Source organism: Chromatiales bacterium (assembly GCA_014323925.1).
Lineage (GTDB): Bacteria > Pseudomonadota > Gammaproteobacteria > Poriferisulfidales > Oxydemutatoraceae > SP5GCR1.
In genome coordinates this window covers 34,749-52,989 of sequence record JACONC010000010.1, presented here as the reverse complement: position 1 = coordinate 52,989, position 18,241 = coordinate 34,749, and the positions used below count along the sequence as shown (strand labels likewise).

Sequence of the window (18,241 nt, the reverse complement as noted above, 5' to 3'; positions counted from 1 at the left end):
TGTTTTGTTGCGTGGAACGAAGCGAGAGGAAGTAGAACGAGGTCAGGTGTTGTGCAAGCCGGGTTCGATCACCCCCCATAAGAAGTTTGAGGCAGAGGTATATATATTGTCTAAAGAGGAAGGAGGTCGCCACACGCCATTTTTCAAAGGCTATAGGCCGCAGTTTTATTTTAGGACAACAGATGTGACCGGAGCGGTAGAGTTGGAAGCGAATGTTGAGATGGTGATGCCGGGAGACAATGTGAAGATGGTGGTGAGCTTGATAGGACCTATAGCGATGGAAGAAGGTTTACGTTTTGCGATTAGAGAAGGTGGACGAACTGTCGGTGCCGGCGTTGTGTCCAAGATTATAGAATAGCAGGCTTTTATAAGTGGAGACAGGCAATGGCTAAACAAATCATGGAAAAAGCAAGCAAGATAAGGATTAGGCTCAAAGCCTTTGATCATCGTTTGCTTGATAAGTCTGCCGGCGAGATTGCCGAGGCTGTCATACGCGCTGGTTCGCGTGTCAAAGGGCCTATCCCATTGCCGACAAAAATAGAACATTTTACCGTGTTGATTTCTCCGCATGTTGATAAAAATGCACGCGATCAATACGAGATTAGAACCCACAAACGCATTATGGATATCGTCGAGCCGACTGAGAAAACGGTCAATGCTTTGATGAGTTTAGATCTCGCCGCCGGTGTCGATATACAAATTAAATTGAATTAAGCCGAAGGATAAGACAATGGCAATAGGTGTAATCGGACAAAAAGAGGGTATGAGCAGAATATTCAGAGAACAGGGTGATTCGGTGCCTTGCACGATTATACGCGTTATCCCTAATCGCATATGCCAAGTCAAAACGATGGATAATGACGGTTATCAAGCCCTGCAATTAGTCGGTGGACAGAATCGTAAAGCGTCAAACATCACTCGCCCTATGAAAGGACATTTTAGAAAGACGAGTGTGCAGGCCGGTAAAGAAATACACGAGTTTAGAGTTTCCGATCGCGAGATTAAAAAAACGGGTGCCGAAATAGGTGTCGAGATATTTAGCGAAGGTCAGAAAGTACGAGTCACAGGTATCAGTAAAGGTAAGGGCTTTGCCGGCACTATTAAACGGCATAACTTTCACGGACAAGATAACAGCCATGGCAATTCTTTATCACACCGAGTGATGGGTTCAGTCGGACAGTGCCAGTTTCCAGGGCGTGTCTTTAAGGGCAAGAAAATGCCGGGACAGATGGGCAATGCGCGTGTGACTGTCAAAAACTTGGAAATAGTTAAAGTTGATAAAGAGCGTCAGCTGCTATGGATTAAAGGTGCAGTGCCGGGCAGTCGCAACAATACGGTGCTGATACGACATCTATCCGATATAGATATACAAGCTGTATCTCCTGATCTAGATCCACAGCAACAACCCTCGAAAACGGAACAAAAGTCGCCGACAACAACCGACACCGCTGTTGAGCAAACTGCAGAAGCACAACCAGCCGACGACAAAAAATCGGAGGCCAAACCAACATCAGTATCGCAAGCTGCAAAAGAGCCGGAAAACGATCCAAAAACTGAGGAAGCATCACCTTCTAAAGTAGGAGATAAAGATGGAACTTAAGCAAGCAAGCGGTGGCACCCTGGCCGTTGAAGCCAGTATTTTTGATTGTCGCTATAACCCGACTCTGGTACATCAGGCAGTCGTCGCGTTTCAAGCTCGCGCTCGGCTTGGCACTAAAGCTCAAAAGAGCAGGTCGGATGTTGCCGGTGGGGCAAGCAAACCGTGGCGCCAAAAAGGCATGGGGCGGGCGCGTGCCGGTACCATACGCAGTCCTTTGTGGCGTGGTGGTGGACGTGCTTTTGCTGCTCAGCCGCGTAATTTTAATCCGAAATTAAACAAGAAGATGTATCGCGGTGCGTTGCGGTCTTTACTATCCGAACTTAATCGCACGGATCGCTTAGTTGTCATAGACGAATTGACGATAGCGCAACCTAAAACCAAGTTGTTGGTTGAGAAATTAAAGGAGTTGTCGCTTGGTTCGGTGCTAATAGTAATAGCCGAAGAAGACGAAAATATATTTATGGCAAGCAACAACATACCTCGGGTGGGTGTATTGTTGGCGCACGAAATAGACCCAGTTAACCTCATGCGGTTTGCGAAAGTGCTGATGACGCGCACAGCGGTTGAAAAAATACAGGAAAAGCTGCGATGAAGAATTTATTGCCTATAGAAAAAACTGCCCGTGTATTGATACGCCCCCATGTGTCGGAGAAATCTACTAAGGTGTTGCAAGTCAACCAGCATACATTTAGAGTTGCAGCTGGTGCAGATAAGCGAGCAATTAAAAAGGCAGTCGAGACACATTATGATGTCAAGGTTGATGATGTACGCACGGTATATGTTAAAGGCAAACGTAAAGGACGCATAGCTGGCAAGAGTGGTCGTTGCAAGGATTGGAAAAAAGCATATGTCACATTAGCAGAAGGTTATAACATCATTGTCTCAGGAGGCGAATAGATGGCACTGCATAAATATAAACCGACATCTCCCGGCACTCGCTTTAGAGTGACTACTGCCCGTGGCGATTTGTACAAGGGCGACCCGTGCGGTTCTTTAGTGCGAGGTAAGAAAAGTAGCGGTGGGCGAGGTGCTGGTGGGCGTATCACGGTACGCCATATAGGCGGCGGTCATAAGCGTCGTTATCGCGAGATTGATTTCAAGCGCAACAAAGACGGGATCTCTTGTCGCGTAGAACATATAGAATACGATCCGAATAGGAGTGCGAATATTGCACTGGTGCTATACGCTGACGGTGAGCGCCGATATATTATCGCACCGGAAAATATTGTCCCCGGCGACCAACTGATGTCTGGTAGCGATGCCCCTATTAAACATGGTAATACGCTTTTACTCCAAGATATTCCGGTCGGCACGACGGTGCACTGTGTGGAAATGAAACCTGAAAAAGGAGCACAACTGGCGCGTGCTGCAGGTGCCTCTCTACAGTATGTTGCGCGCGAGGGAAACTATGCGACATTAAGATTGGTCTCTGGAGAGATGCGCAAAGTGCCATTAGCGTGTCGAGCAACTATAGGCGTCGTCTCCAACACCGAACACGGTTTGAGAAAACTAGGCAAAGCCGGTGCTAAAAGATGGCAAGGTGTTAGACCTACGGTGAGAGGTGTAGCGATGAATCCGATTGATCATCCACACGGCGGTGGGGAAGGCAAAACCTCTGGTGGTCGTCACCCAGTGAGTCCTTGGGGTATGCCTACCAAGGGTTTTAAGACCAGAAAAAACAAGAGTGCCGACAAATATATCGTGCGTCGACGCAGTAAAAGAAGATAGTGAGGTTATCGATATGCCGCGTTCTATAAAAAAAGGTCCCTTTGTTGATCAGCATTTGATGAAGAAGGTTCAAAAAGCCTTAGAAGCCAGAGACAAAAGGCCGATTAAAACATGGTCTAGGCGGTCTATGGTGGTACCAGAGATGGTCGGTTTGAATATTGCTGTCCACAACGGGCGTGCTCATGTACCGATTTATATTTCCGAACATATGGTCGGGCACAAGTTGGGTGAGTTTGCTCCGACGCGGACTTTTAGGGAACATTCCGGCGACCGGAAAGCGCGCTAGGAGTATACGATGGAAGTTTCAGCAACATTGAAAAGGTGTAGAATATCTCCGCAGAAATGTAGACTAACAACCAATCCGCTGCGTGGTTTGTCGGTTGAACGAGCACTTGAGACATTGCGTTTTAGCAACACCAAATCTGCGGTCTTAGTGTTAAAGCTATTAGAGTCGGCAATTGCCAATGCTGAGAATAATCAAGGTGCCGATATAGATGAACTCAAAGTACATGAGATACGAGTCGATCAAGGTATGACAATAGATCGATTTAGAGCTCGTGCTCGCGGACGAGCATCTCCTATTAAGAAGAGAACCAGCCATATCACTATTACCTTGAGCGATGGGCGACTAATGGACGAGGCAGTTTAATTATGGGACAAAAAGTACATCCTACTGGTTTTAGAGTAGGCATCATGACCGGCTGGGCATCAAAATGGCTAGTTGCCCCCAATAGTTATCGTGATACTTTGTATAGCGATATAGTCATACGCAATTATCTATTGAATAAGCTCGCCCATGCATCAGTGAGCCGTGTTACGATAGATCGCACTGGTAAAGCCGTCCATGTTGTGATACATACCGCCCGGCCAGGTATCGTTATCGGTAAGAAAGGTGGCGACATAGAAGCTCTGCGCAACGAGGTTGCTAAGATCAGTAATCTTTCTATTGGTAATGTACAAATTAGCATAGAAGAAATACGCAAGCCGGAAACCGACGCAGTGTTGGTCGCCTCTAGCATAGCATTACAATTGGAACGACGCATTATGTACCGCCGGGCAATGAAAAGAGCGATACAAAACACCATGCGGTTGGGTGCATTGGGAATTAAAATTTGTATATCGGGGCGGTTAAACGGTGCCGAAATCGCTCGGTCGGAATGGAATAAAGACGGACGTATACCGCTACATACGCTTGATGCCGACATAGATTATGGCCTTGCCGAAGCGAAGACCACCTACGGCATCATAGGCGTGAAAGTGTGGATTTATAAAGGTAATTTTAGCGATCAAAAAGAAAAGGAGATGATATAGCAACTGATACAAGCATATCATAGATGACAAGTGTTACAACCCAATAAAACAAAATACCGAAAACAGCAAAAAGGTCGCAACAGAGGATTATCTGGCGGTGGCAATAAAGTCAGCTTCGGAGAATTCGGGCTAAAAGCGACGACTCGCGGCCGTATTACTTCGCGTCAGATAGAAGCCGCCCGGCGAGCCATGACTCGTTATGTAAAACGACGCGGCAAGATCTGGATTCGTATATTTCCTGACAAACCAATTACTAAAAAGCCGTTGGAAGTAAGGCAAGGAAAAGGTAAGGGCAATGTAGAATACTGGGTGGCAGTGATCAAGCCGGGCAGAATGCTCTACGAGATAGAAGGGGTGTCGGAAGATATCGCCCGTGAAGCATTCAAACTGGCTGGTTCTAAATTGCCGGTCCGCACCACTTTTATTAATCGGGTGATTATGTGATGAAATACGCTACTTTGGTCAAAAAAACAGTTGACGACTTGCAGGTTGATTTGCGCGAGCTTACCGAGAAAAAGTTAAAACTGGAACTGCAAGGACGCGACCGTAACACTGCGAATTGTAGCCGCTTTAAGAGTTATCGGCGGGATATTGCGCGCATCAAAACATTGCTGAGACAGAAAGAGAAGGAGCAGTCGTGAACGATAAACCGAAAAAACAAAGATCATTGGTGGCTAGTATTGTCAAAAAGGGTTCCGATAAAACTGTGACAGTGAAAATAGAAAGGCAACTGCGTCATCCGGTGTACGATAAATATATCACTCGGTCGAGCAAATTGCGTGTGCACGACGAAGCCAATGAAGGTCAAGTTGGTGATCTGGTTAAAATAGTTGCTTGTCCGCGCAAATCTAAAACCAAAGCGTGGCGTATTGTTGAGGTACTACAGCGCGCTGCCGGTGAGGTATCCGGTGATGCCGATGCGGTGCAGGCAGAGGTAGGGACATGATACAGGTTGAGACTTTTTTGAAAGTAGCCGATAATAGCGGTGCTCGGAAGTTGCAGTGCATTAAAGTATTGGGCGGTTCACGGCGACGCTATGCTAATGTCGGCGATGTCGTCAAAGTCAGCGTAAAGGAAGCGATCCCCCGCAGTCGGGTTAAAAAAGGAGAAGTTTATAAGGCGGTTATCGTGCGTACCCGCAAAGGCGTGCGCCGTGGCGACGGTTCTTTGATACGGTTTGATACCAATGCGGCAGTATTGCTCGATAACCAGCAACAGCTGATAGGAACTCGTATCTTTGGACCAGTTACCCGAGAACTGAGAACTGAGAAATTTATGAAGATTATTTCATTAGCGCCGGAAGTTTTGTGAGTATAGGAAATGAAAAAAATACGCAAAGGAGATCAGGTGACCGTGATATCTGGTAGAAATAAAGGTCAACAAGGAAGAGTATTAAGCGTGATACCGGAGAACGATACGATAGTGGTTGAGAATGTCAACATCGTAAAGAAAATGGTGCGCCCTAATCCTGATAAAGGAGAGCAGGGTGGCATTATTGAGCGCGAGAGTCCGTTACATATATCCAATGTGATGTTATATAACCCTAAAACTAACAAAGGTGAGCGTGTCGGTTTTAAGATTAACGAAGACGGCAATAAAGTTCGTTACTTCAAGAAAAGCAACGAGGAGATAAACTGATGTCGCGCTTTGGTTCTTTTTATAAAAAAGAGGTAGTCAAGCAATTAATGGAGACTCCCGGCTACAAGAATCCAATGGCGGTACCACGCTTAATCAAAATCACCTTAAATATGGGCTTGGGTGATTTAGCCAGAGATAAAAACAACCTCAAAGTTGCACAGAACGAAATGGCACTGATTGCTGGCCAACGCCCAGTCGTGACAAATGCTCGTAAAGCGATAGCTGGGTTTAGCATACGCGAAGGGTGGCCTATAGGTTGTATGGTGACGCTACGGCGTAGCATGATGTATGATTTTTTTGAACGCCTCATTAATATTGCGATTCCTAGAATTAGAGATTTTCGCGGACTCAGTTCTAAATCCTTTGATGGACGCGGTAATTTCAATATGGGTATTAAAGAGCAAATTATCTTTCCTGAAATAGATTTTGACAAAATCAGCAGGATTAGCGGTTTTGATATTGCAATTACCACCAGTGCAAATACTGATGTAGAAGCTAAGCACTTGCTTGCGGCATTCAACTTTCCATTTAAGGATTAGAACCATGGCTAAAGTATGTATGATAGAACGAGAGAAGAAACGCCAGCATATCGTGCAGAAATATAAAGCGCAGCGCGACGCATTGCGGCAGAAGATCAAAAGCCCGCATACCTCAGCGGAGGATAAAGCTGAGGCTGTTTTGGCTCTGCAGAAATTGCCACGCAATTCCAGTCCATCCAGATTACGCAACCGCTGTCGTATCACTGGACGTCCTAAAGGCTACTATCGTAAGTTCGGGCTGGGGCGCAATAAACTGCGCGAGTACGCAATGCTAGGATATATACCTGGCTTAATGAAATCCAGTTGGTGATAAGAGAGGTAGTGCGATGAGTATGAGCGATCCGGTCGCCGATATGTTGACCCGTATCAGAAATGCCCAAGCGCGGGCAAAAGCTGAGGTTAGCATGCCGAGTTCTAAGCTAAAGCTCGCCATTGCTAAGGTATTGCATGAGGAAGGCTATATTAACGGATTTAAAGAGAACACTAATTCTGCCCATCAAAAAGAGTTGCAAAAGGAGTTGGTCATAGAACTTAAGTATTATAAAGATAAGCCAGTGATATCAGCGATACGCCGCGCGAGTCGTCCAGGACTGAGGATTTATCGAGGGGTTAACGATATTCCGCTGGTAATGGGTGGTATGGGAACGGTTATACTTTCTACTTCACGCGGTGTTATGAGCGGTAAAAAGGCGAAGGCTACTAAATGCGGTGGCGAAATTTTATGTGTGGTGGAATAGAATGTCTAGATTGATTAAAAAACCAGTGCCGGTCCCTGATGGGGTTGAAGTTAAAATAGATGGCCAACAAATACACGCTAAAGGAAGCAAGGGAGAAAATAGCTTGCAGATACACGATGCGATTCAATGCTCGTTACAAGAACAAGGCATCGTGTTTAACTATAGCGACGGCGATGCCAAAGCCTTAGCTGGGACGATGCACGCATTGACGAACAATTTAGTTACCGGTGTTGCGCAAGGCTTCACACGAAAACTTGAATTAGTTGGAGTGGGATATAGAGCGCAAGCTAAAGGCAAGGACAAATTGAATTTGCAAATAGGCTATTCGCACCCGATTGATTATCAAGTCATAAGCGGTGTTACAGTAGAGACCCCGAGTACAACTGAGATAGTTGTCAAAGGCATAGACAAACAAAAGGTCGGGCAAGTCGCCACTGAGATTCGTGCCTTTCATCCTCCTGAGCCTTACAAAGGCAAGGGCATACGCTATGCCGGCGAGCAAATAGTTCGCAAAGAAGCAAAGAAGAAATAAGGATAGTAATTTAATGAGAGGCAAGCATACACCATCGACAATTAAGCGTATAGCCAAAACCCGCGCGGCAATCGCTCGCCTAAAAGATACCCACCGAGTGTGTATTTTTAAGACTTCTCGTCATATATACGCACAATTAATAGCACCAGGCGGCGCTAAGACGCTGGCTGCGGTTTCTACAGTGGGTAAATCTTTCGCTGCAAGCGGCGATAAGACCGCCTCGGCTCGGCAGGTTGGGGAAATGCTGGCAACTAAAATAAAGGAATGTGGTGTTGTGCGGATTGCATTTGATAGATCAGGTTTTAAGTATCACGGGCGTATTCGTTCTTTAGCCGATGCGATGCGTGAAAACGGTATAGAGTTTTAGGTTTACTTCAAATTATAAGAGTGAGAAAAATATGTCTAATGTAGAAATGGCTGAATCAACCGATGGTTTATTGGAAAAGCTGGTTGCAGTCAATCGCGTTGCCAAAGTAATCAAAGGTGGTCGCCAGTTCGGTTTTACGGCATTGACCGTAGTTGGCAACGGTGCTGGTAAAATCGGCATCGGCTACGGCAAAGCCAAAGAAGTGCCGCTGTCAATACACAAAGCGATGAGCAACGCTCGTCGGGCGATGGTTGAAGTTGCGCTCAAAGAAAACACCCTTTACTATCCTATCATCGGCGAATATGGAGCAGCTAAAGTTTATATGTCGCCAGCTGCCGAAGGAACTGGCATTATTGCTGGTGGTGCAATGCGCGCGGTGTTTGAAGTAGTCGGTGTTCAAAATGTATTGGCAAAGTGCATAGGTTCGAGAAACCCAGTCAACATTGTTAAAGCAACACTCAACGGGTTACAAAACATCTGTTCTCCTGCTGACATTGCTGCAAAAAGAGGTTTGAGTATCAAGGATATAATGCCATGAATGACAAACTTATAAAATTAACCCTGATTAAAAGTCTCAGCGGTCGCTTGAAAAAGCACAAAGCGTGCGCCCAAGGTTTGGGTATCAGGCGCATACATAATCCAGTGTGGGTAACCGACACACCAGAGAATCGTGGCATGATCAATAAAATTGCTTATCTTTTACAGGTCGAGGAAAATGCCTGAACATTCAATTTTAACGCTTAATACATTTGCAGCCGTAGCGCGTAAAACGACACGCAAGCGGGTGGGACGTGGCAATGGTTCGGGTGTTGGTACGACTTGTGGGCGTGGCCATAAAGGCCAGAAGTCTCGCTCTGGTGGTTATCACAAAGTCGGGTTTGAAGGTGGACAAATGCCTTTACAAAGGCGGCTGCCTAAAATTGGTTTTACTTCTCGTACTGCTAAGCTATGTGCCGAGGTTAAGCTACACGAGTTAAATAAATTATCTGGCGATGTGTGCGATATAGCTGCTTTGCAGCAAGCGAAGATTATTTCCACACAAACAAAAGAAGCGAAGATAATTGTCTCAGGCAGCTTAAGCAAAGCAGTGACTGTAAAAGGTGTAAAACTCAGCAAAGGAGCACGTGCGAAAATAGAATCAATTGGTGGGAAGGTAGAATAAGATGGTTGCAGCAGCATCGCAAATGACAAACATAGCTGGCAGTAAATACAGCGAACTGAAGAGACGCATTGGTTTCGTATTACTCGCGTTGGTGATTTTTCGCTTAGGTAGCTTTATCCCAGTGCCGGGGATAGATCCGGTGCAAATGGCGCAATTTTTTGAACAACAAAGCGGTACTATATTGGCGATGTTCAATATGTTCTCCGGGGGTGCACTTGAAAGATTGAGTTTGTTCGCACTAGGCGTGATGCCTTATATTTCCTCGGCGATTATTATGCAGCTGATGTCAGCGATTATCCCCTACCTCAAAGAACTAAAGAAGGAGGGCGAGCAAGGCCGCCGCACGATTACTAAATATACCCGCTATGGTACGGTTGTGCTTGCAACCTTTCAGGCAATAGGTGTGGCGATTGCATTGCAGAGCCAAAATGTATCTTATATCAGCGGTTTTGGTTTTATTTCGGTGGTGGCAATTTCTCTGGTTACTGGAACGATGTTTTTGATGTGGTTGGGCGAGCAAATCAACGAGCGGGGTATAGGTAATGGTATCTCAATAATAATCTTCGCTGGTATCGTCGCCGGTTTACCGTCTGCGTTTGGTGGCACATTGGAGTTGGCTAACACCGGCGAGCTGTCCCCCCCATTGGTTATGCTGATTTTGTTTTTAGCGATTGCGGTGACTGCCTTTGTCGTGTTTGCCGAGAAAGGGCAACGGCGGATTACGATAAATTATGCTAGACAGCAGCGTGGGCAGAGACTTTTCTCAGCACCGTCAAGCCACCTGCCACTCAAGCTCAACATGGCAGGTGTGATTCCACCTATATTTGCTTCCAGTATTATTCTATTCCCGGCTACATTAGGCCAATGGTTTGGTCGTGCCGAAGGGATGGGATGGTTATCGGAAATCTCCAATGCATTAGCACCAGGGCAACCGCTTTATATTGCTTTTTATGCCTTTGCGATTATATTCTTTTGCTTTTTTTACACTGCGATAGTGTTTGATGCCAGAGATACCGCCGACAACTTAAAGCGCAGCGGTGCGTTTATTCCCGGTATACGCCCCGGTGAGCAAACTGCGAGTTATGTAGATAATATACTCAGCCGTTTAACAGTGATGGGTGCTATATATATCACTCTAGTTTGCTTGTTACCAGAGTTCTTAATATTGTCGTGGAATGTGCCATTTTACTTTGGTGGTACCTCTTTGCTGATTATTGTGATCGTCATTATGGATTTTATGGGACAGCTGCAGACCCATTTAATGTCGCAGCAGTACGAAGGCTTGCTCAAGAAAGCAAACCTGAAAAAACGCGGCGCTAGTCGTAGATTAGTGTGATGGAGGCATTATGAAAGTAGGTGCATCGGTTAAGAAAATATGTCGCAACTGTAAATTATTGCGCAGAAAAGGAGTAGTCAGAGTGATTTGCAAAGACCGCCGTCATAAGCAACGGCAAGGTTGAATAAAAATCTGGCTAAATCATCGTAGACAGTTTATAATGTATCGCTCTTCCCTTCCGACTGTAGACAGCAAGATAGTTAAAAAATGGCACGTATAGCAGGCGTTAATATCCCTGACCATAAGCATGCCGAGATTGCATTGACTGCAATTTTTGGTATAGGTAGAACTCGCGCGCGCGAAATTTGTGCGAATACTAAAATAGAACCGGCTTGCAAAATTAAAGATCTTTCCGAAGCCGACCTCGATAAATTACGCCAAGCGATTACCGATTACACCATCGAGGGTGATTTGCGGCGTGATATCAGCTTGAACATAAAGCGGCTGAGGGACTTAGGGTGCTATAGAGGGATACGGCATCGGCGCGGACTGCCGGTGCGAGGGCAGCGTACCAGAACCAATGCTCGTACCCGTAAAGGGCCGAGACGGCAAATGAAGAAATAAAGTAGATTACTATGGCACAATCAAAAGCTAAAACTAAGGCGCGCAAAAAAATAAAGAGGGAGGTCCCCGATGCAGTTGCACACATTAACTCCTCTTTTAATAATACTATAGTTACTATTTCTGATCCGGCCGGTGATACCTTGTGTTGGTCTAGTGCTGGCGCGGTCGGATTTAAGGGTTCTCGTAAAAGCACACCATTTGCCGCCCAAGTTGCTGCAACTAAGGCTGCCGAGCAAGCACAGCAATACGGTGTTAAAAATGTTACGGTGCGGGTTAGAGGTCCGGGTCCGGGGCGCGAATCGGCAATTCGTGCATTACACGCCGAAGGCTTTAATATCGTCAGCATAACTGATGTAACTCCGCTACCACACAACGGTTGCAGACCACCGAAGAAACGAAGAATATAAAGGACAGATAAAATGGCACGGTATTTAGGTCCCACTTGTAAGTTGAGCAAACGCGAAGGCACCGATCTGTTGCTCAAAGGTCGCGGTCGTTCGTTAGACAAAAAGTGTAACATCACGAGACCGCCGGGACAGCAGTTGGAACGTCGTCCGCGACAGACCGACTACGGCATACAATTACGCGAGAAGCAAAAGCTACGCCGCATTTACGGTGTGTTGGAAAGGCAGTTTAGAAATTATTATAAAAAGGCAGCCAAAGAACGTGGTTCTACTGGTGAGAATTTATTGCGGCTACTGGAAAGTAGATTGGATAATGTAGTATACCGTTCAGGATTTGGCTGCACCCGCGCTGAGAGTCGCCAACTGGTCAGTCATAAGGCGGTCACGGTTAACGGCACAGTGGTTAATATACCCTCGTATCAGGTGAAGCCTGCCGACACGATTGCGATTGCCGATAAAGCGAAAAAGCAACTTAGAATTAAAGATGCGATCGATATAGCCGAGCAACTAGGTTTTGCCGAATGGATTACGGTAGATGTGAAAGCACTGCGGGCAGTGTTTGAATCTTATCCGCAGCGTTCCGATTTACCCCAAGATATTAATGAGTCGCTCGTGGTTGAGCTGTACTCTAAATAAAGCGACCTAGGAGGCAAGCGTGAGCTACACTAATTTATTGAGACCGGATTCGGTTCAAATACAAAGATTTTCTGATAACAAAATGCGTGTCTTCATACAACCGTTGGAGCCCGGTTTCGGACATACTCTGGGCAATGCGATGCGCCGAGTTTTATTTTCGGCGATGCCAGGTGCAGCTGTTGTGGAAGCAAGGATTAGCAATGTACTGCATGAATATTCGACCATTGAAGGCGTGCAAGAAGATGTCGTAGACATCTTGCTCAATCTAAAAGGGTTAGCTATCAGGTTGTATGAAAAGGACTCAACGATGGTAAAAGTGCACAAAAAGGGCAATAGCGTCGTAACCGGTGCCGACATACAAGTGGAAAGTGTAGTTGAAATTGCCAACACTGATCATGTCATTGCTCATTTAAGTCCTAAAGGTGAGTTGGAGATGGATTTATGGATAGAAAAAGGTCGCGGCTATCAACCAGCAGTTGTACGCAAAGAGAAAAAAGAAAATCAAGTGGTAGGTAGTCTATTACTAGACGCGAGTTTTAGCCCTATCAAACGAGTATCCTATAATGTTGAGAATACTCGCGTCGGCAAACGCGCTGATTTAGATAAATTAATTCTAGAGTTGGAGACTAACGGCACGGTTACTGCCGAAGAACTGATTAGTCAAGCAGCAATGACACTCTACTCTCAGTTGGGTGTGTTCATAGATCTGGAAGAGGTTAAAGCTGCTGAGCAAGAAAGTTCTGAAGATGAGATAGAAGAGGTGTTAATGAAACCAGTGGACGAGCTCGACTTAACGGTGCGCTCGGCGAATTGCTTAAAATCTGAGAAAATATACTATGTAGGGGACTTGGTTAAGAGATCGGAGATGGATTTAATGAGAACGCCTAATTTAGGCAAGAAATCTCTGACTGAAATTAAAAATCTGCTTGCCAATCTCGGATTAGAGCTTGGCATGGAGATAGAAAATTGGCCACCAGCTAATTTAGCTGCGACTTGGTCTTCTAATGCCGAGCGGCACGATTAGGATTTGACTATAAAACCATGCGACATCTTAATTCAGGCAGAAAGCTCAATACCAACTCGGCACACCGTAAAGCCCTCTTTGCTAATATGTCGGTGTCGTTAATCGAACATGAAAAAATACATACGACACTGGCTAAAGCCAAAGAATTAAGGCGGATTATAGAACCTATTATCACACTTGCCAAGCACGACAGTGTCGCATCGCGCAGACGCGCGTTTGCCAAACTACGCGACAAGTCAGCAGTGGAAAAATTATTTACTGACCTAGGTCCTCACTATCGTGAACGCCCTGGCGGCTATCTACGCATACTCAAGCACGGCTTTCGCAAAGGCGACAACGCACCCATGGCTTATGTGTGTTTGGTAGACCGCATCCTAGAAAGCGAGGACCAACCGGCTACCTCTGCAGAATAAACTCAGGTATAAACTCAGGCATAAACCTAGTCCTACTCGCGACTAAGCCATAGCGGCGCCTTACTACCTTTGCTATAGGTGTGCGTCTAGTATCACGCAGAACCTGTTAAGGGCATGTCGTTTGTGCTGATGTTGCGAACCTCGCACTGGGGATTATTTATAAGCATTCGTCGCACGCCACTGCAAGCACACTTGCCTATATGATTATGGCAGACAGCATATCAGTTTGTACAGAGCATACAGCAGTATCGTGAAAGAGACTAACAACGAGTGTCTTGCCTCTGCAGCTGGTGAAACCTTCATAAAACAACATAAAAAAATATCTTCTAAAAGCATTGACACATAAATTATAATTATTACAATTACAATACTAATTATGTTTATAGTTATTAAAAGGAGCATACTTGATGAATAATTTATTTAATAAGACACGAGCAGGATTGATGGCTACTATCAGTTTTTTATTCTTTACTGTGATAGTACCTCAAGCAGTATTTGCTCAAACCGACGAGATTACCATTCTTAAACAACAGATGAGAGAACTGCAGGAGCGATTAAATGCCATGCAAGAAAAATTAGAGTCGGTAGACGAGAATGTTACGCAAAACGCACAAGCGGTTGAAGCAACAGCAGAAGCAGTTGAGTCGTACGGTTCAACCTCATCTTTTTGGGATAAAACTTCAATGGGTGGATACGGTGAATTGCATTATAACAATTTAAGTGTCGAAGGACGCGACAATAAAAAGGAGATAGACTTCCATCGTTTTGTATTATTCTTCGGACATGAGTTTAATGACCGATTAAGATTTTTCTCTGAAGTGGAACTTGAACATGCACTTGCTGGTGACGACCAGCCGGGCGAAGTGGAGCTTGAACAGGCTTTTATAGAATACGACTTTAACGAGCGCAATACCGCTCGTGCTGGTGTCTTTCTATTACCTATAGGTATTATGAACGAAACCCACGAACCGCCGAGTTTCTATGGTGTTGAACGTAATACCGTTGAGAATGTTATTATCCCGACGGCATGGTGGGCAGGTGGTGTTGCCTACACCCATCGCATGGATAATGGATTTAGTTTTGACCTTGCATTGCACGAAGGACTGAAAATTGATGACGGCGCAACGGAAGTTAAGACAATTCAGAGAATTAAGGACGACGGGCTTACTGACACAGATTCTGACGGAACTCCTGACAGAGTTGCTGACGGCACAATTGATGAAGTAAAAAATACGGTAAGAGGTGACGGCACTGCTCGTATTCGTAGCGGTAGACAAAAAACTGCCCTAGCTGATGCTGATAATTTCGCCGTCACTAGTCGTGTTAAGTATACTGGCATGCCGGGCTTGGAGTTGGCTGCTGGCTTGCAATATCAATCGGATATTACACAAGACAGTAATGATTCGATTGATGGCGCAATACTATATGTAGCGCATATGGTTTACAGTAAAGGTCCGTTTGGTTTGAGAGCTTTATATGCCGGCTGGGATCTAGATGTGGACTCTCAAATAGAAGATCCGCAAAATATCGGTTCTCAAATACAAAATCCAATAAAAGCGAATGATTATGACCAACAACAAGGTTGGTATGTGGAACCTTCTTTTAGGTTAAACGAGCACTTCGGTGTATTTGCTCGCTACGAGGATGTTGAAGGTGGCCGCTCTCAGGATGAGTTCGATCAGTGGTCGGTAGGTTTTAATTATTGGTTAAGTGAAAGCACGGTTTTCAAAGCGGATTTCGTCGATCGTGAACACGATAACAGAGGTGATCGTAGAAGAGATTTTGATGGATTTAATTTGGGAGTCGGATATGAGTTTTGACAATAGTAAATAAAGGATGACACTTTGATTTTGGGAAGACAAGCGGAAATTGAAGATTTTTGTTGCTTGATAGTAGTATGTTACCTTCTCCTTGCTATAATAAGTACTACCTCACAACAGATATATTTGTGGACTGCCGCAGATATCATTCCATGATTGATATTTCGCCAGCTTGTCCTTCCTCATGCAGAGTGGCCATCGGTTATTTACTCGTACGAGTTTCGGAGGTGCGCCCATTTGTATAAGCTATGTTGCTGCTTGGTGATAATAATTTTCATCCCAGTCACCAATTTGCGACATATCATATGCCAGTGCATTATTACTCGGATTGCACCTCTGAGGCTTGCTTGATTGCGAGACGGTCAGTCATTAATTTTTAAGAGTTTGGTAGCAATGAATAGATTACAACTCAATAGGCTAAAAGCCATTTTTTACTTTTGGGCGGCGTTATTAGTCGTTGCATCTCCATCATCGCTTTTTGCAATAGAAAGTATATACGAAGCACCGGATATTTTTGTATCCCGTCATTTTAACGGTGAGCCGCCCAAACCTTCTATGCTCTATCCAGATCAGGCGCTTAAAGAGTCGATTAAAAAGGTGTTGGGTGGTAAATATAGTAAGTTTAGGATTCGTTATTGGCTCAAGGCTGACCGCAGTGTCTGGATATTAGAAGAAATTGGTAAGGAGAGGCTGATTACCAGTGGTTTTTCAATTGATGCTAACCGTATCAGTGAAATGAAAGTATTAATTTTTCGTGAGAGCCGCGGCTGGGAGGTTCGCTACGACTCTTTTGCCCGACAATTTACTGATGCAAAGCTACTAAACGATAGCTTAAAACTCGATCGTAACATAGATAATATTTCTGGGGCTACTTTGTCGGTGCGTGCAGTCACCAAGCTAGCTAGGCTTGCTTTGGTACTGCATAATTCGGTTACCTCTTAATTCCACTAGCACAACTTGATATGTATCGCCAACTACATCGTAGCATAGGCATCAGTAGCTTTATTTTTCTGTTTATTTTCGTGATCACTGGATTAGCTATACAACATGGTTCCTGGTTTGATTTGGACCACCGTTATATGCCGAGTTATCTTGCTGAATCTCTCTATAGCACGACGGTCCGAGAGACAACGAATTACCGGACCGATAATTACTGGGTTTCGCAAGCTGGTAATTCTCTTTATATAGACGGGCAATATGTTGCTTTGCTTGAGTTAAACAATTTAAAGGGTGCTATTGAGGATGGGACTTATCTATGGATTGTCGGAGATAACAAACTATGGATACTAACCAAACAAGGAGAGATAGTAGAGGAGCTCTCCATTTTTAACGGTTTACCCAATTTGATAAATAAAATAGGTCGCAATCGCGACGGTGCCTTGATAGTCGGTGGTTTAAATGGTGACTGGCTGGTCGATGAGACTGCGCAAGACTGGCAAGTCTATCGCCGTGGATCAATCGTATGGACTACTCCTGCTACCGATAGCGAGCTACCCATGTCAATGCGAGAAGTGATACTTGTGCATGCCAATAATCATTTGATAAGTTGGGAGCGTTTGTTATTGGATTTTCACAGCGGTCGTCTGTTCGGCAACATCGGAGTTGTGATTGCCGACATCGCCGCTTTGCTGCTTGTATTTCTCTCAGCAACCGGTGTTTTTTTGTGGCTAAGAAGAGCATAAACTTAATTTTATATGATATATGGCATCGCACACTAGTTTATGAAGTTATTGCGATACGAATATTATGATAACTAAACTGGGCAAGCATCGTCTTGCAATTTTATATTTAACTTAAACAAGGAGATCATTATGAAAACTTTATTTGCATTTTGTATATCGGCGTTATTCGCTATCCAAGTGGCGAATGCCGAAGAGCTAGTCATTGGTGAAGAGATTATAGAACCGGGCATACAGCTTATCTTTGAAGGAGCTGTTAAAGATACGGTTATGCCGGCCGGCTATAATTTGCCTGAGGATCAAACCCATGTACATATAGAGGCACGAGTGAACTGGGCAGAGGACGATATCCCCGAAGGGACGCCGGCTGGAGGATTCGTCGGCTATTTAGTGATGACTGCTCAAGTTATCAATGCAGAAACCGGTGCCATAGCAACCGTAGATTTGGTGCCGCATATCAACTTGATTGATAATTTGCACTATGCTCGTAATATGGCATTGCCTGGTAAGATCACCGACAAATACAATGTGATATTCAATGTTATGCCACCTGGCGAATATACTCTGAGCTACCATAAGGATTGGATAGACCAATACGGTAATAAGCTATTTGATAAGCAGAGCTTTATGTACAAAGAGGTAGACTTTGAAGCCATTGCACGGGCTAGCCGATAGTTATCCCCCGTCTTGAGTGAAAGTAAATTAAATTTATATTAAAATCGCCACTTCTCCGCCTTTGGTTATCAGCACA

The 18,241-nt window shown here is 44.9% G+C and carries 33 protein-coding genes; all 33 read left to right on the top strand.

Annotation, left to right across the window (positions count from 1 at the left end; all coding sequences use genetic code 11):
- The coding region (tuf, locus tag GDA45_05585) for an elongation factor Tu (GenBank protein ID MBC6414336.1) at positions 1-358 on the top strand (358 nt) is incomplete at its 5' end.
- 26 nt (positions 359-384) lie between these two features.
- Positions 385-714, top strand: a complete 330-nt coding sequence (rpsJ, locus tag GDA45_05580) for a 30S ribosomal protein S10 (GenBank protein ID MBC6414335.1) — start codon at positions 385-387, stop codon at positions 712-714.
- Between the two features lie 16 nt (positions 715-730).
- Entirely contained in the window at positions 731-1,600 is an 870-nt protein-coding gene (rplC, locus tag GDA45_05575) for a 50S ribosomal protein L3 (GenBank protein ID MBC6414334.1), read from the top strand.
- Positions 1,590-2,192 (top strand): 50S ribosomal protein L4, encoded by a 603-nt coding sequence (rplD, locus tag GDA45_05570; GenBank protein MBC6414333.1) that lies wholly within the window; start codon positions 1,590-1,592, stop codon positions 2,190-2,192. The genes rplC and rplD overlap by 11 nt, the downstream gene beginning before the upstream one ends.
- Positions 2,193-2,200: 8 nt before the next feature.
- A complete protein-coding gene (rplW, locus tag GDA45_05565; GenBank protein ID MBC6414332.1) occupies positions 2,201-2,497 on the top strand; it encodes a 50S ribosomal protein L23 in 297 nt (98 codons plus the stop codon).
- Complete coding sequence (gene rplB, locus GDA45_05560; GenBank protein MBC6414331.1) at positions 2,498-3,328, top strand: 50S ribosomal protein L2; 831 nt, start codon at positions 2,498-2,500, stop codon at positions 3,326-3,328.
- 13 nt (positions 3,329-3,341) lie between these two features.
- Positions 3,342-3,614 carry a 30S ribosomal protein S19 gene (gene rpsS / locus GDA45_05555; GenBank protein MBC6414330.1) on the top strand — a complete coding sequence of 91 codons (273 nt, stop codon included), beginning with the start codon at positions 3,342-3,344 and terminating at the stop codon, positions 3,612-3,614.
- Between the two features lie 9 nt (positions 3,615-3,623).
- The gene (rplV, locus tag GDA45_05550) at positions 3,624-3,977 is read left to right on the top strand and encodes a 50S ribosomal protein L22 (GenBank protein ID MBC6414329.1); all 354 of its coding nucleotides are present in this window, start codon (positions 3,624-3,626) and stop codon (positions 3,975-3,977) included.
- Between the two features lie 2 nt (positions 3,978-3,979).
- Positions 3,980-4,639: a 30S ribosomal protein S3 gene (rpsC, locus tag GDA45_05545; GenBank protein ID MBC6414328.1), complete on the top strand. Its 660-nt coding sequence runs from the start codon at positions 3,980-3,982 to the stop codon at positions 4,637-4,639.
- Positions 4,640-4,669: 30 nt separating this feature from the next.
- Positions 4,670-5,083, top strand: coding sequence for a 50S ribosomal protein L16 (rplP, locus tag GDA45_05540; GenBank protein ID MBC6414327.1), 414 nt, complete (start codon positions 4,670-4,672; stop codon positions 5,081-5,083).
- On the top strand, positions 5,083-5,280 hold the full coding sequence (gene rpmC / locus GDA45_05535) for a 50S ribosomal protein L29 (protein MBC6414326.1): 198 nt from the start codon (positions 5,083-5,085) through the stop codon (positions 5,278-5,280). Before rplP ends, rpmC begins: the two co-directional genes overlap by 1 nt.
- Complete coding sequence (gene rpsQ / locus GDA45_05530; GenBank protein ID MBC6414325.1) at positions 5,277-5,585, top strand: 30S ribosomal protein S17; 309 nt, start codon at positions 5,277-5,279, stop codon at positions 5,583-5,585. The genes rpmC and rpsQ overlap by 4 nt, the downstream gene beginning before the upstream one ends.
- The gene (gene rplN, locus GDA45_05525) at positions 5,582-5,950 is read left to right on the top strand and encodes a 50S ribosomal protein L14 (protein MBC6414324.1); all 369 of its coding nucleotides are present in this window, start codon (positions 5,582-5,584) and stop codon (positions 5,948-5,950) included. Before rpsQ ends, rplN begins: the two co-directional genes overlap by 4 nt.
- A gap of 9 nt (positions 5,951-5,959) precedes the next feature.
- The gene (rplX, locus tag GDA45_05520) at positions 5,960-6,277 is read left to right on the top strand and encodes a 50S ribosomal protein L24 (protein MBC6414323.1); all 318 of its coding nucleotides are present in this window, start codon (positions 5,960-5,962) and stop codon (positions 6,275-6,277) included.
- Positions 6,277-6,816 carry a 50S ribosomal protein L5 gene (gene rplE, locus GDA45_05515; protein ID MBC6414322.1) on the top strand — a complete coding sequence of 180 codons (540 nt, stop codon included), beginning with the start codon at positions 6,277-6,279 and terminating at the stop codon, positions 6,814-6,816. Before rplX ends, rplE begins: the two co-directional genes overlap by 1 nt.
- 4 nt (positions 6,817-6,820) lie before the next feature.
- Positions 6,821-7,126: a 30S ribosomal protein S14 gene (rpsN, locus tag GDA45_05510; protein ID MBC6414321.1), complete on the top strand. Its 306-nt coding sequence runs from the start codon at positions 6,821-6,823 to the stop codon at positions 7,124-7,126.
- A gap of 16 nt (positions 7,127-7,142) precedes the next feature.
- Positions 7,143-7,553: a 30S ribosomal protein S8 gene (rpsH, locus tag GDA45_05505; GenBank protein ID MBC6414320.1), complete on the top strand. Its 411-nt coding sequence runs from the start codon at positions 7,143-7,145 to the stop codon at positions 7,551-7,553.
- A gap of 1 nt (position 7,554) precedes the next feature.
- Positions 7,555-8,085 carry a 50S ribosomal protein L6 gene (rplF, locus tag GDA45_05500; GenBank protein MBC6414319.1) on the top strand — a complete coding sequence of 177 codons (531 nt, stop codon included), beginning with the start codon at positions 7,555-7,557 and terminating at the stop codon, positions 8,083-8,085.
- A 13-nt stretch (positions 8,086-8,098) separates the two neighbouring features.
- Complete coding sequence (locus GDA45_05495; GenBank protein ID MBC6414318.1) at positions 8,099-8,452, top strand: 50S ribosomal protein L18; 354 nt, start codon at positions 8,099-8,101, stop codon at positions 8,450-8,452.
- A 31-nt stretch (positions 8,453-8,483) separates the two neighbouring features.
- Positions 8,484-8,990 (top strand): 30S ribosomal protein S5, encoded by a 507-nt coding sequence (rpsE, locus tag GDA45_05490; GenBank protein ID MBC6414317.1) that lies wholly within the window; start codon positions 8,484-8,486, stop codon positions 8,988-8,990.
- Positions 8,987-9,175, top strand: coding sequence for a 50S ribosomal protein L30 (gene rpmD, locus GDA45_05485; protein MBC6414316.1), 189 nt, complete (start codon positions 8,987-8,989; stop codon positions 9,173-9,175). The genes rpsE and rpmD overlap by 4 nt, the downstream gene beginning before the upstream one ends.
- A complete protein-coding gene (gene rplO, locus GDA45_05480) occupies positions 9,168-9,614 on the top strand; it encodes a 50S ribosomal protein L15 (protein ID MBC6414315.1) in 447 nt (148 codons plus the stop codon). The genes rpmD and rplO overlap by 8 nt, the downstream gene beginning before the upstream one ends.
- 1 nt (position 9,615) lies before the next feature.
- On the top strand, positions 9,616-10,950 hold the full coding sequence (secY, locus tag GDA45_05475) for a preprotein translocase subunit SecY (protein ID MBC6414314.1): 1,335 nt from the start codon (positions 9,616-9,618) through the stop codon (positions 10,948-10,950).
- 10 nt (positions 10,951-10,960) lie between these two features.
- Positions 10,961-11,074, top strand: coding sequence for a 50S ribosomal protein L36 (gene rpmJ, locus GDA45_05470; protein MBC6414313.1), 114 nt, complete (start codon positions 10,961-10,963; stop codon positions 11,072-11,074).
- An 83-nt stretch (positions 11,075-11,157) separates the two neighbouring features.
- Positions 11,158-11,514 carry a 30S ribosomal protein S13 gene (rpsM, locus tag GDA45_05465; GenBank protein ID MBC6414312.1) on the top strand — a complete coding sequence of 119 codons (357 nt, stop codon included), beginning with the start codon at positions 11,158-11,160 and terminating at the stop codon, positions 11,512-11,514.
- A gap of 11 nt (positions 11,515-11,525) precedes the next feature.
- Positions 11,526-11,921 carry a 30S ribosomal protein S11 gene (gene rpsK, locus GDA45_05460; protein ID MBC6414311.1) on the top strand — a complete coding sequence of 132 codons (396 nt, stop codon included), beginning with the start codon at positions 11,526-11,528 and terminating at the stop codon, positions 11,919-11,921.
- 12 nt (positions 11,922-11,933) lie between these two features.
- Positions 11,934-12,554 carry a 30S ribosomal protein S4 gene (gene rpsD / locus GDA45_05455; GenBank protein MBC6414310.1) on the top strand — a complete coding sequence of 207 codons (621 nt, stop codon included), beginning with the start codon at positions 11,934-11,936 and terminating at the stop codon, positions 12,552-12,554.
- Between the two features lie 19 nt (positions 12,555-12,573).
- The gene (rpoA, locus tag GDA45_05450) at positions 12,574-13,578 is read left to right on the top strand and encodes a DNA-directed RNA polymerase subunit alpha (protein MBC6414309.1); all 1,005 of its coding nucleotides are present in this window, start codon (positions 12,574-12,576) and stop codon (positions 13,576-13,578) included.
- Between the two features lie 17 nt (positions 13,579-13,595).
- The gene (gene rplQ / locus GDA45_05445; GenBank protein ID MBC6414308.1) at positions 13,596-13,991 is read left to right on the top strand and encodes a 50S ribosomal protein L17; all 396 of its coding nucleotides are present in this window, start codon (positions 13,596-13,598) and stop codon (positions 13,989-13,991) included.
- Positions 13,992-14,398: 407 nt separating this feature from the next.
- The gene (locus GDA45_05440; GenBank protein MBC6414307.1) at positions 14,399-15,811 is read left to right on the top strand and encodes a porin; all 1,413 of its coding nucleotides are present in this window, start codon (positions 14,399-14,401) and stop codon (positions 15,809-15,811) included.
- Positions 15,812-16,204: 393 nt separating this feature from the next.
- Positions 16,205-16,753 (top strand): FMN-binding protein, encoded by a 549-nt coding sequence (locus tag GDA45_05435; GenBank protein ID MBC6414306.1) that lies wholly within the window; start codon positions 16,205-16,207, stop codon positions 16,751-16,753.
- A 20-nt stretch (positions 16,754-16,773) separates the two neighbouring features.
- Positions 16,774-17,493 carry a PepSY domain-containing protein gene (locus GDA45_05430; protein ID MBC6414305.1) on the top strand — a complete coding sequence of 240 codons (720 nt, stop codon included), beginning with the start codon at positions 16,774-16,776 and terminating at the stop codon, positions 17,491-17,493.
- Positions 17,494-17,622: 129 nt separating this feature from the next.
- On the top strand, positions 17,623-18,165 hold the full coding sequence (locus GDA45_05425; GenBank protein ID MBC6414304.1) for an iron transporter: 543 nt from the start codon (positions 17,623-17,625) through the stop codon (positions 18,163-18,165).
- Positions 18,166-18,241: the final 76 nt, after the last annotated feature.

Bases quoted from the DNA above. Each gene is read 5' to 3' on its own strand.
- rpsJ (MBC6414335.1), top strand. From the start codon at position 385: ATGGCTAAACAAATCATGGAAAAAGCAAGCAAGATAAGGATTAGGCTC.
- rplC (MBC6414334.1), top strand. From the start codon at position 731: ATGGCAATAGGTGTAATCGGACAAAAAGAGGGTATGAGCAGAATATTC.
- rplD (MBC6414333.1), top strand. From the start codon at position 1,590: ATGGAACTTAAGCAAGCAAGCGGTGGCACCCTGGCCGTTGAAGCCAGT.
- rplB (MBC6414331.1), top strand. From the start codon at position 2,498: ATGGCACTGCATAAATATAAACCGACATCTCCCGGCACTCGCTTTAGA.
- rpsS (MBC6414330.1), top strand. From the start codon at position 3,342: ATGCCGCGTTCTATAAAAAAAGGTCCCTTTGTTGATCAGCATTTGATG.
- rplV (MBC6414329.1), top strand. From the start codon at position 3,624: ATGGAAGTTTCAGCAACATTGAAAAGGTGTAGAATATCTCCGCAGAAA.
- rpsC (MBC6414328.1), top strand. From the start codon at position 3,980: ATGGGACAAAAAGTACATCCTACTGGTTTTAGAGTAGGCATCATGACC.
- rpmC (MBC6414326.1), top strand. From the start codon at position 5,083: ATGAAATACGCTACTTTGGTCAAAAAAACAGTTGACGACTTGCAGGTT.
- rplN (MBC6414324.1), top strand. From the start codon at position 5,582: ATGATACAGGTTGAGACTTTTTTGAAAGTAGCCGATAATAGCGGTGCT.
- rplX (MBC6414323.1), top strand. From the start codon at position 5,960: ATGAAAAAAATACGCAAAGGAGATCAGGTGACCGTGATATCTGGTAGA.
- rplE (MBC6414322.1), top strand. From the start codon at position 6,277: ATGTCGCGCTTTGGTTCTTTTTATAAAAAAGAGGTAGTCAAGCAATTA.
- rpsN (MBC6414321.1), top strand. From the start codon at position 6,821: ATGGCTAAAGTATGTATGATAGAACGAGAGAAGAAACGCCAGCATATC.
- rpsH (MBC6414320.1), top strand. From the start codon at position 7,143: ATGAGTATGAGCGATCCGGTCGCCGATATGTTGACCCGTATCAGAAAT.
- rplF (MBC6414319.1), top strand. From the start codon at position 7,555: ATGTCTAGATTGATTAAAAAACCAGTGCCGGTCCCTGATGGGGTTGAA.
- GDA45_05495 (MBC6414318.1), top strand. From the start codon at position 8,099: ATGAGAGGCAAGCATACACCATCGACAATTAAGCGTATAGCCAAAACC.
- rpsE (MBC6414317.1), top strand. From the start codon at position 8,484: ATGTCTAATGTAGAAATGGCTGAATCAACCGATGGTTTATTGGAAAAG.
- rpmD (MBC6414316.1), top strand. From the start codon at position 8,987: ATGAATGACAAACTTATAAAATTAACCCTGATTAAAAGTCTCAGCGGT.
- rplO (MBC6414315.1), top strand. From the start codon at position 9,168: ATGCCTGAACATTCAATTTTAACGCTTAATACATTTGCAGCCGTAGCG.
- secY (MBC6414314.1), top strand. From the start codon at position 9,616: ATGGTTGCAGCAGCATCGCAAATGACAAACATAGCTGGCAGTAAATAC.
- rpmJ (MBC6414313.1), top strand. From the start codon at position 10,961: ATGAAAGTAGGTGCATCGGTTAAGAAAATATGTCGCAACTGTAAATTA.
- rpsM (MBC6414312.1), top strand. From the start codon at position 11,158: ATGGCACGTATAGCAGGCGTTAATATCCCTGACCATAAGCATGCCGAG.
- rpsK (MBC6414311.1), top strand. From the start codon at position 11,526: ATGGCACAATCAAAAGCTAAAACTAAGGCGCGCAAAAAAATAAAGAGG.
- rpsD (MBC6414310.1), top strand. From the start codon at position 11,934: ATGGCACGGTATTTAGGTCCCACTTGTAAGTTGAGCAAACGCGAAGGC.
- rplQ (MBC6414308.1), top strand. From the start codon at position 13,596: ATGCGACATCTTAATTCAGGCAGAAAGCTCAATACCAACTCGGCACAC.
- GDA45_05440 (MBC6414307.1), top strand. From the start codon at position 14,399: ATGAATAATTTATTTAATAAGACACGAGCAGGATTGATGGCTACTATC.
- GDA45_05435 (MBC6414306.1), top strand. From the start codon at position 16,205: ATGAATAGATTACAACTCAATAGGCTAAAAGCCATTTTTTACTTTTGG.
- GDA45_05430 (MBC6414305.1), top strand. From the start codon at position 16,774: ATGTATCGCCAACTACATCGTAGCATAGGCATCAGTAGCTTTATTTTT.
- GDA45_05425 (MBC6414304.1), top strand. From the start codon at position 17,623: ATGAAAACTTTATTTGCATTTTGTATATCGGCGTTATTCGCTATCCAA.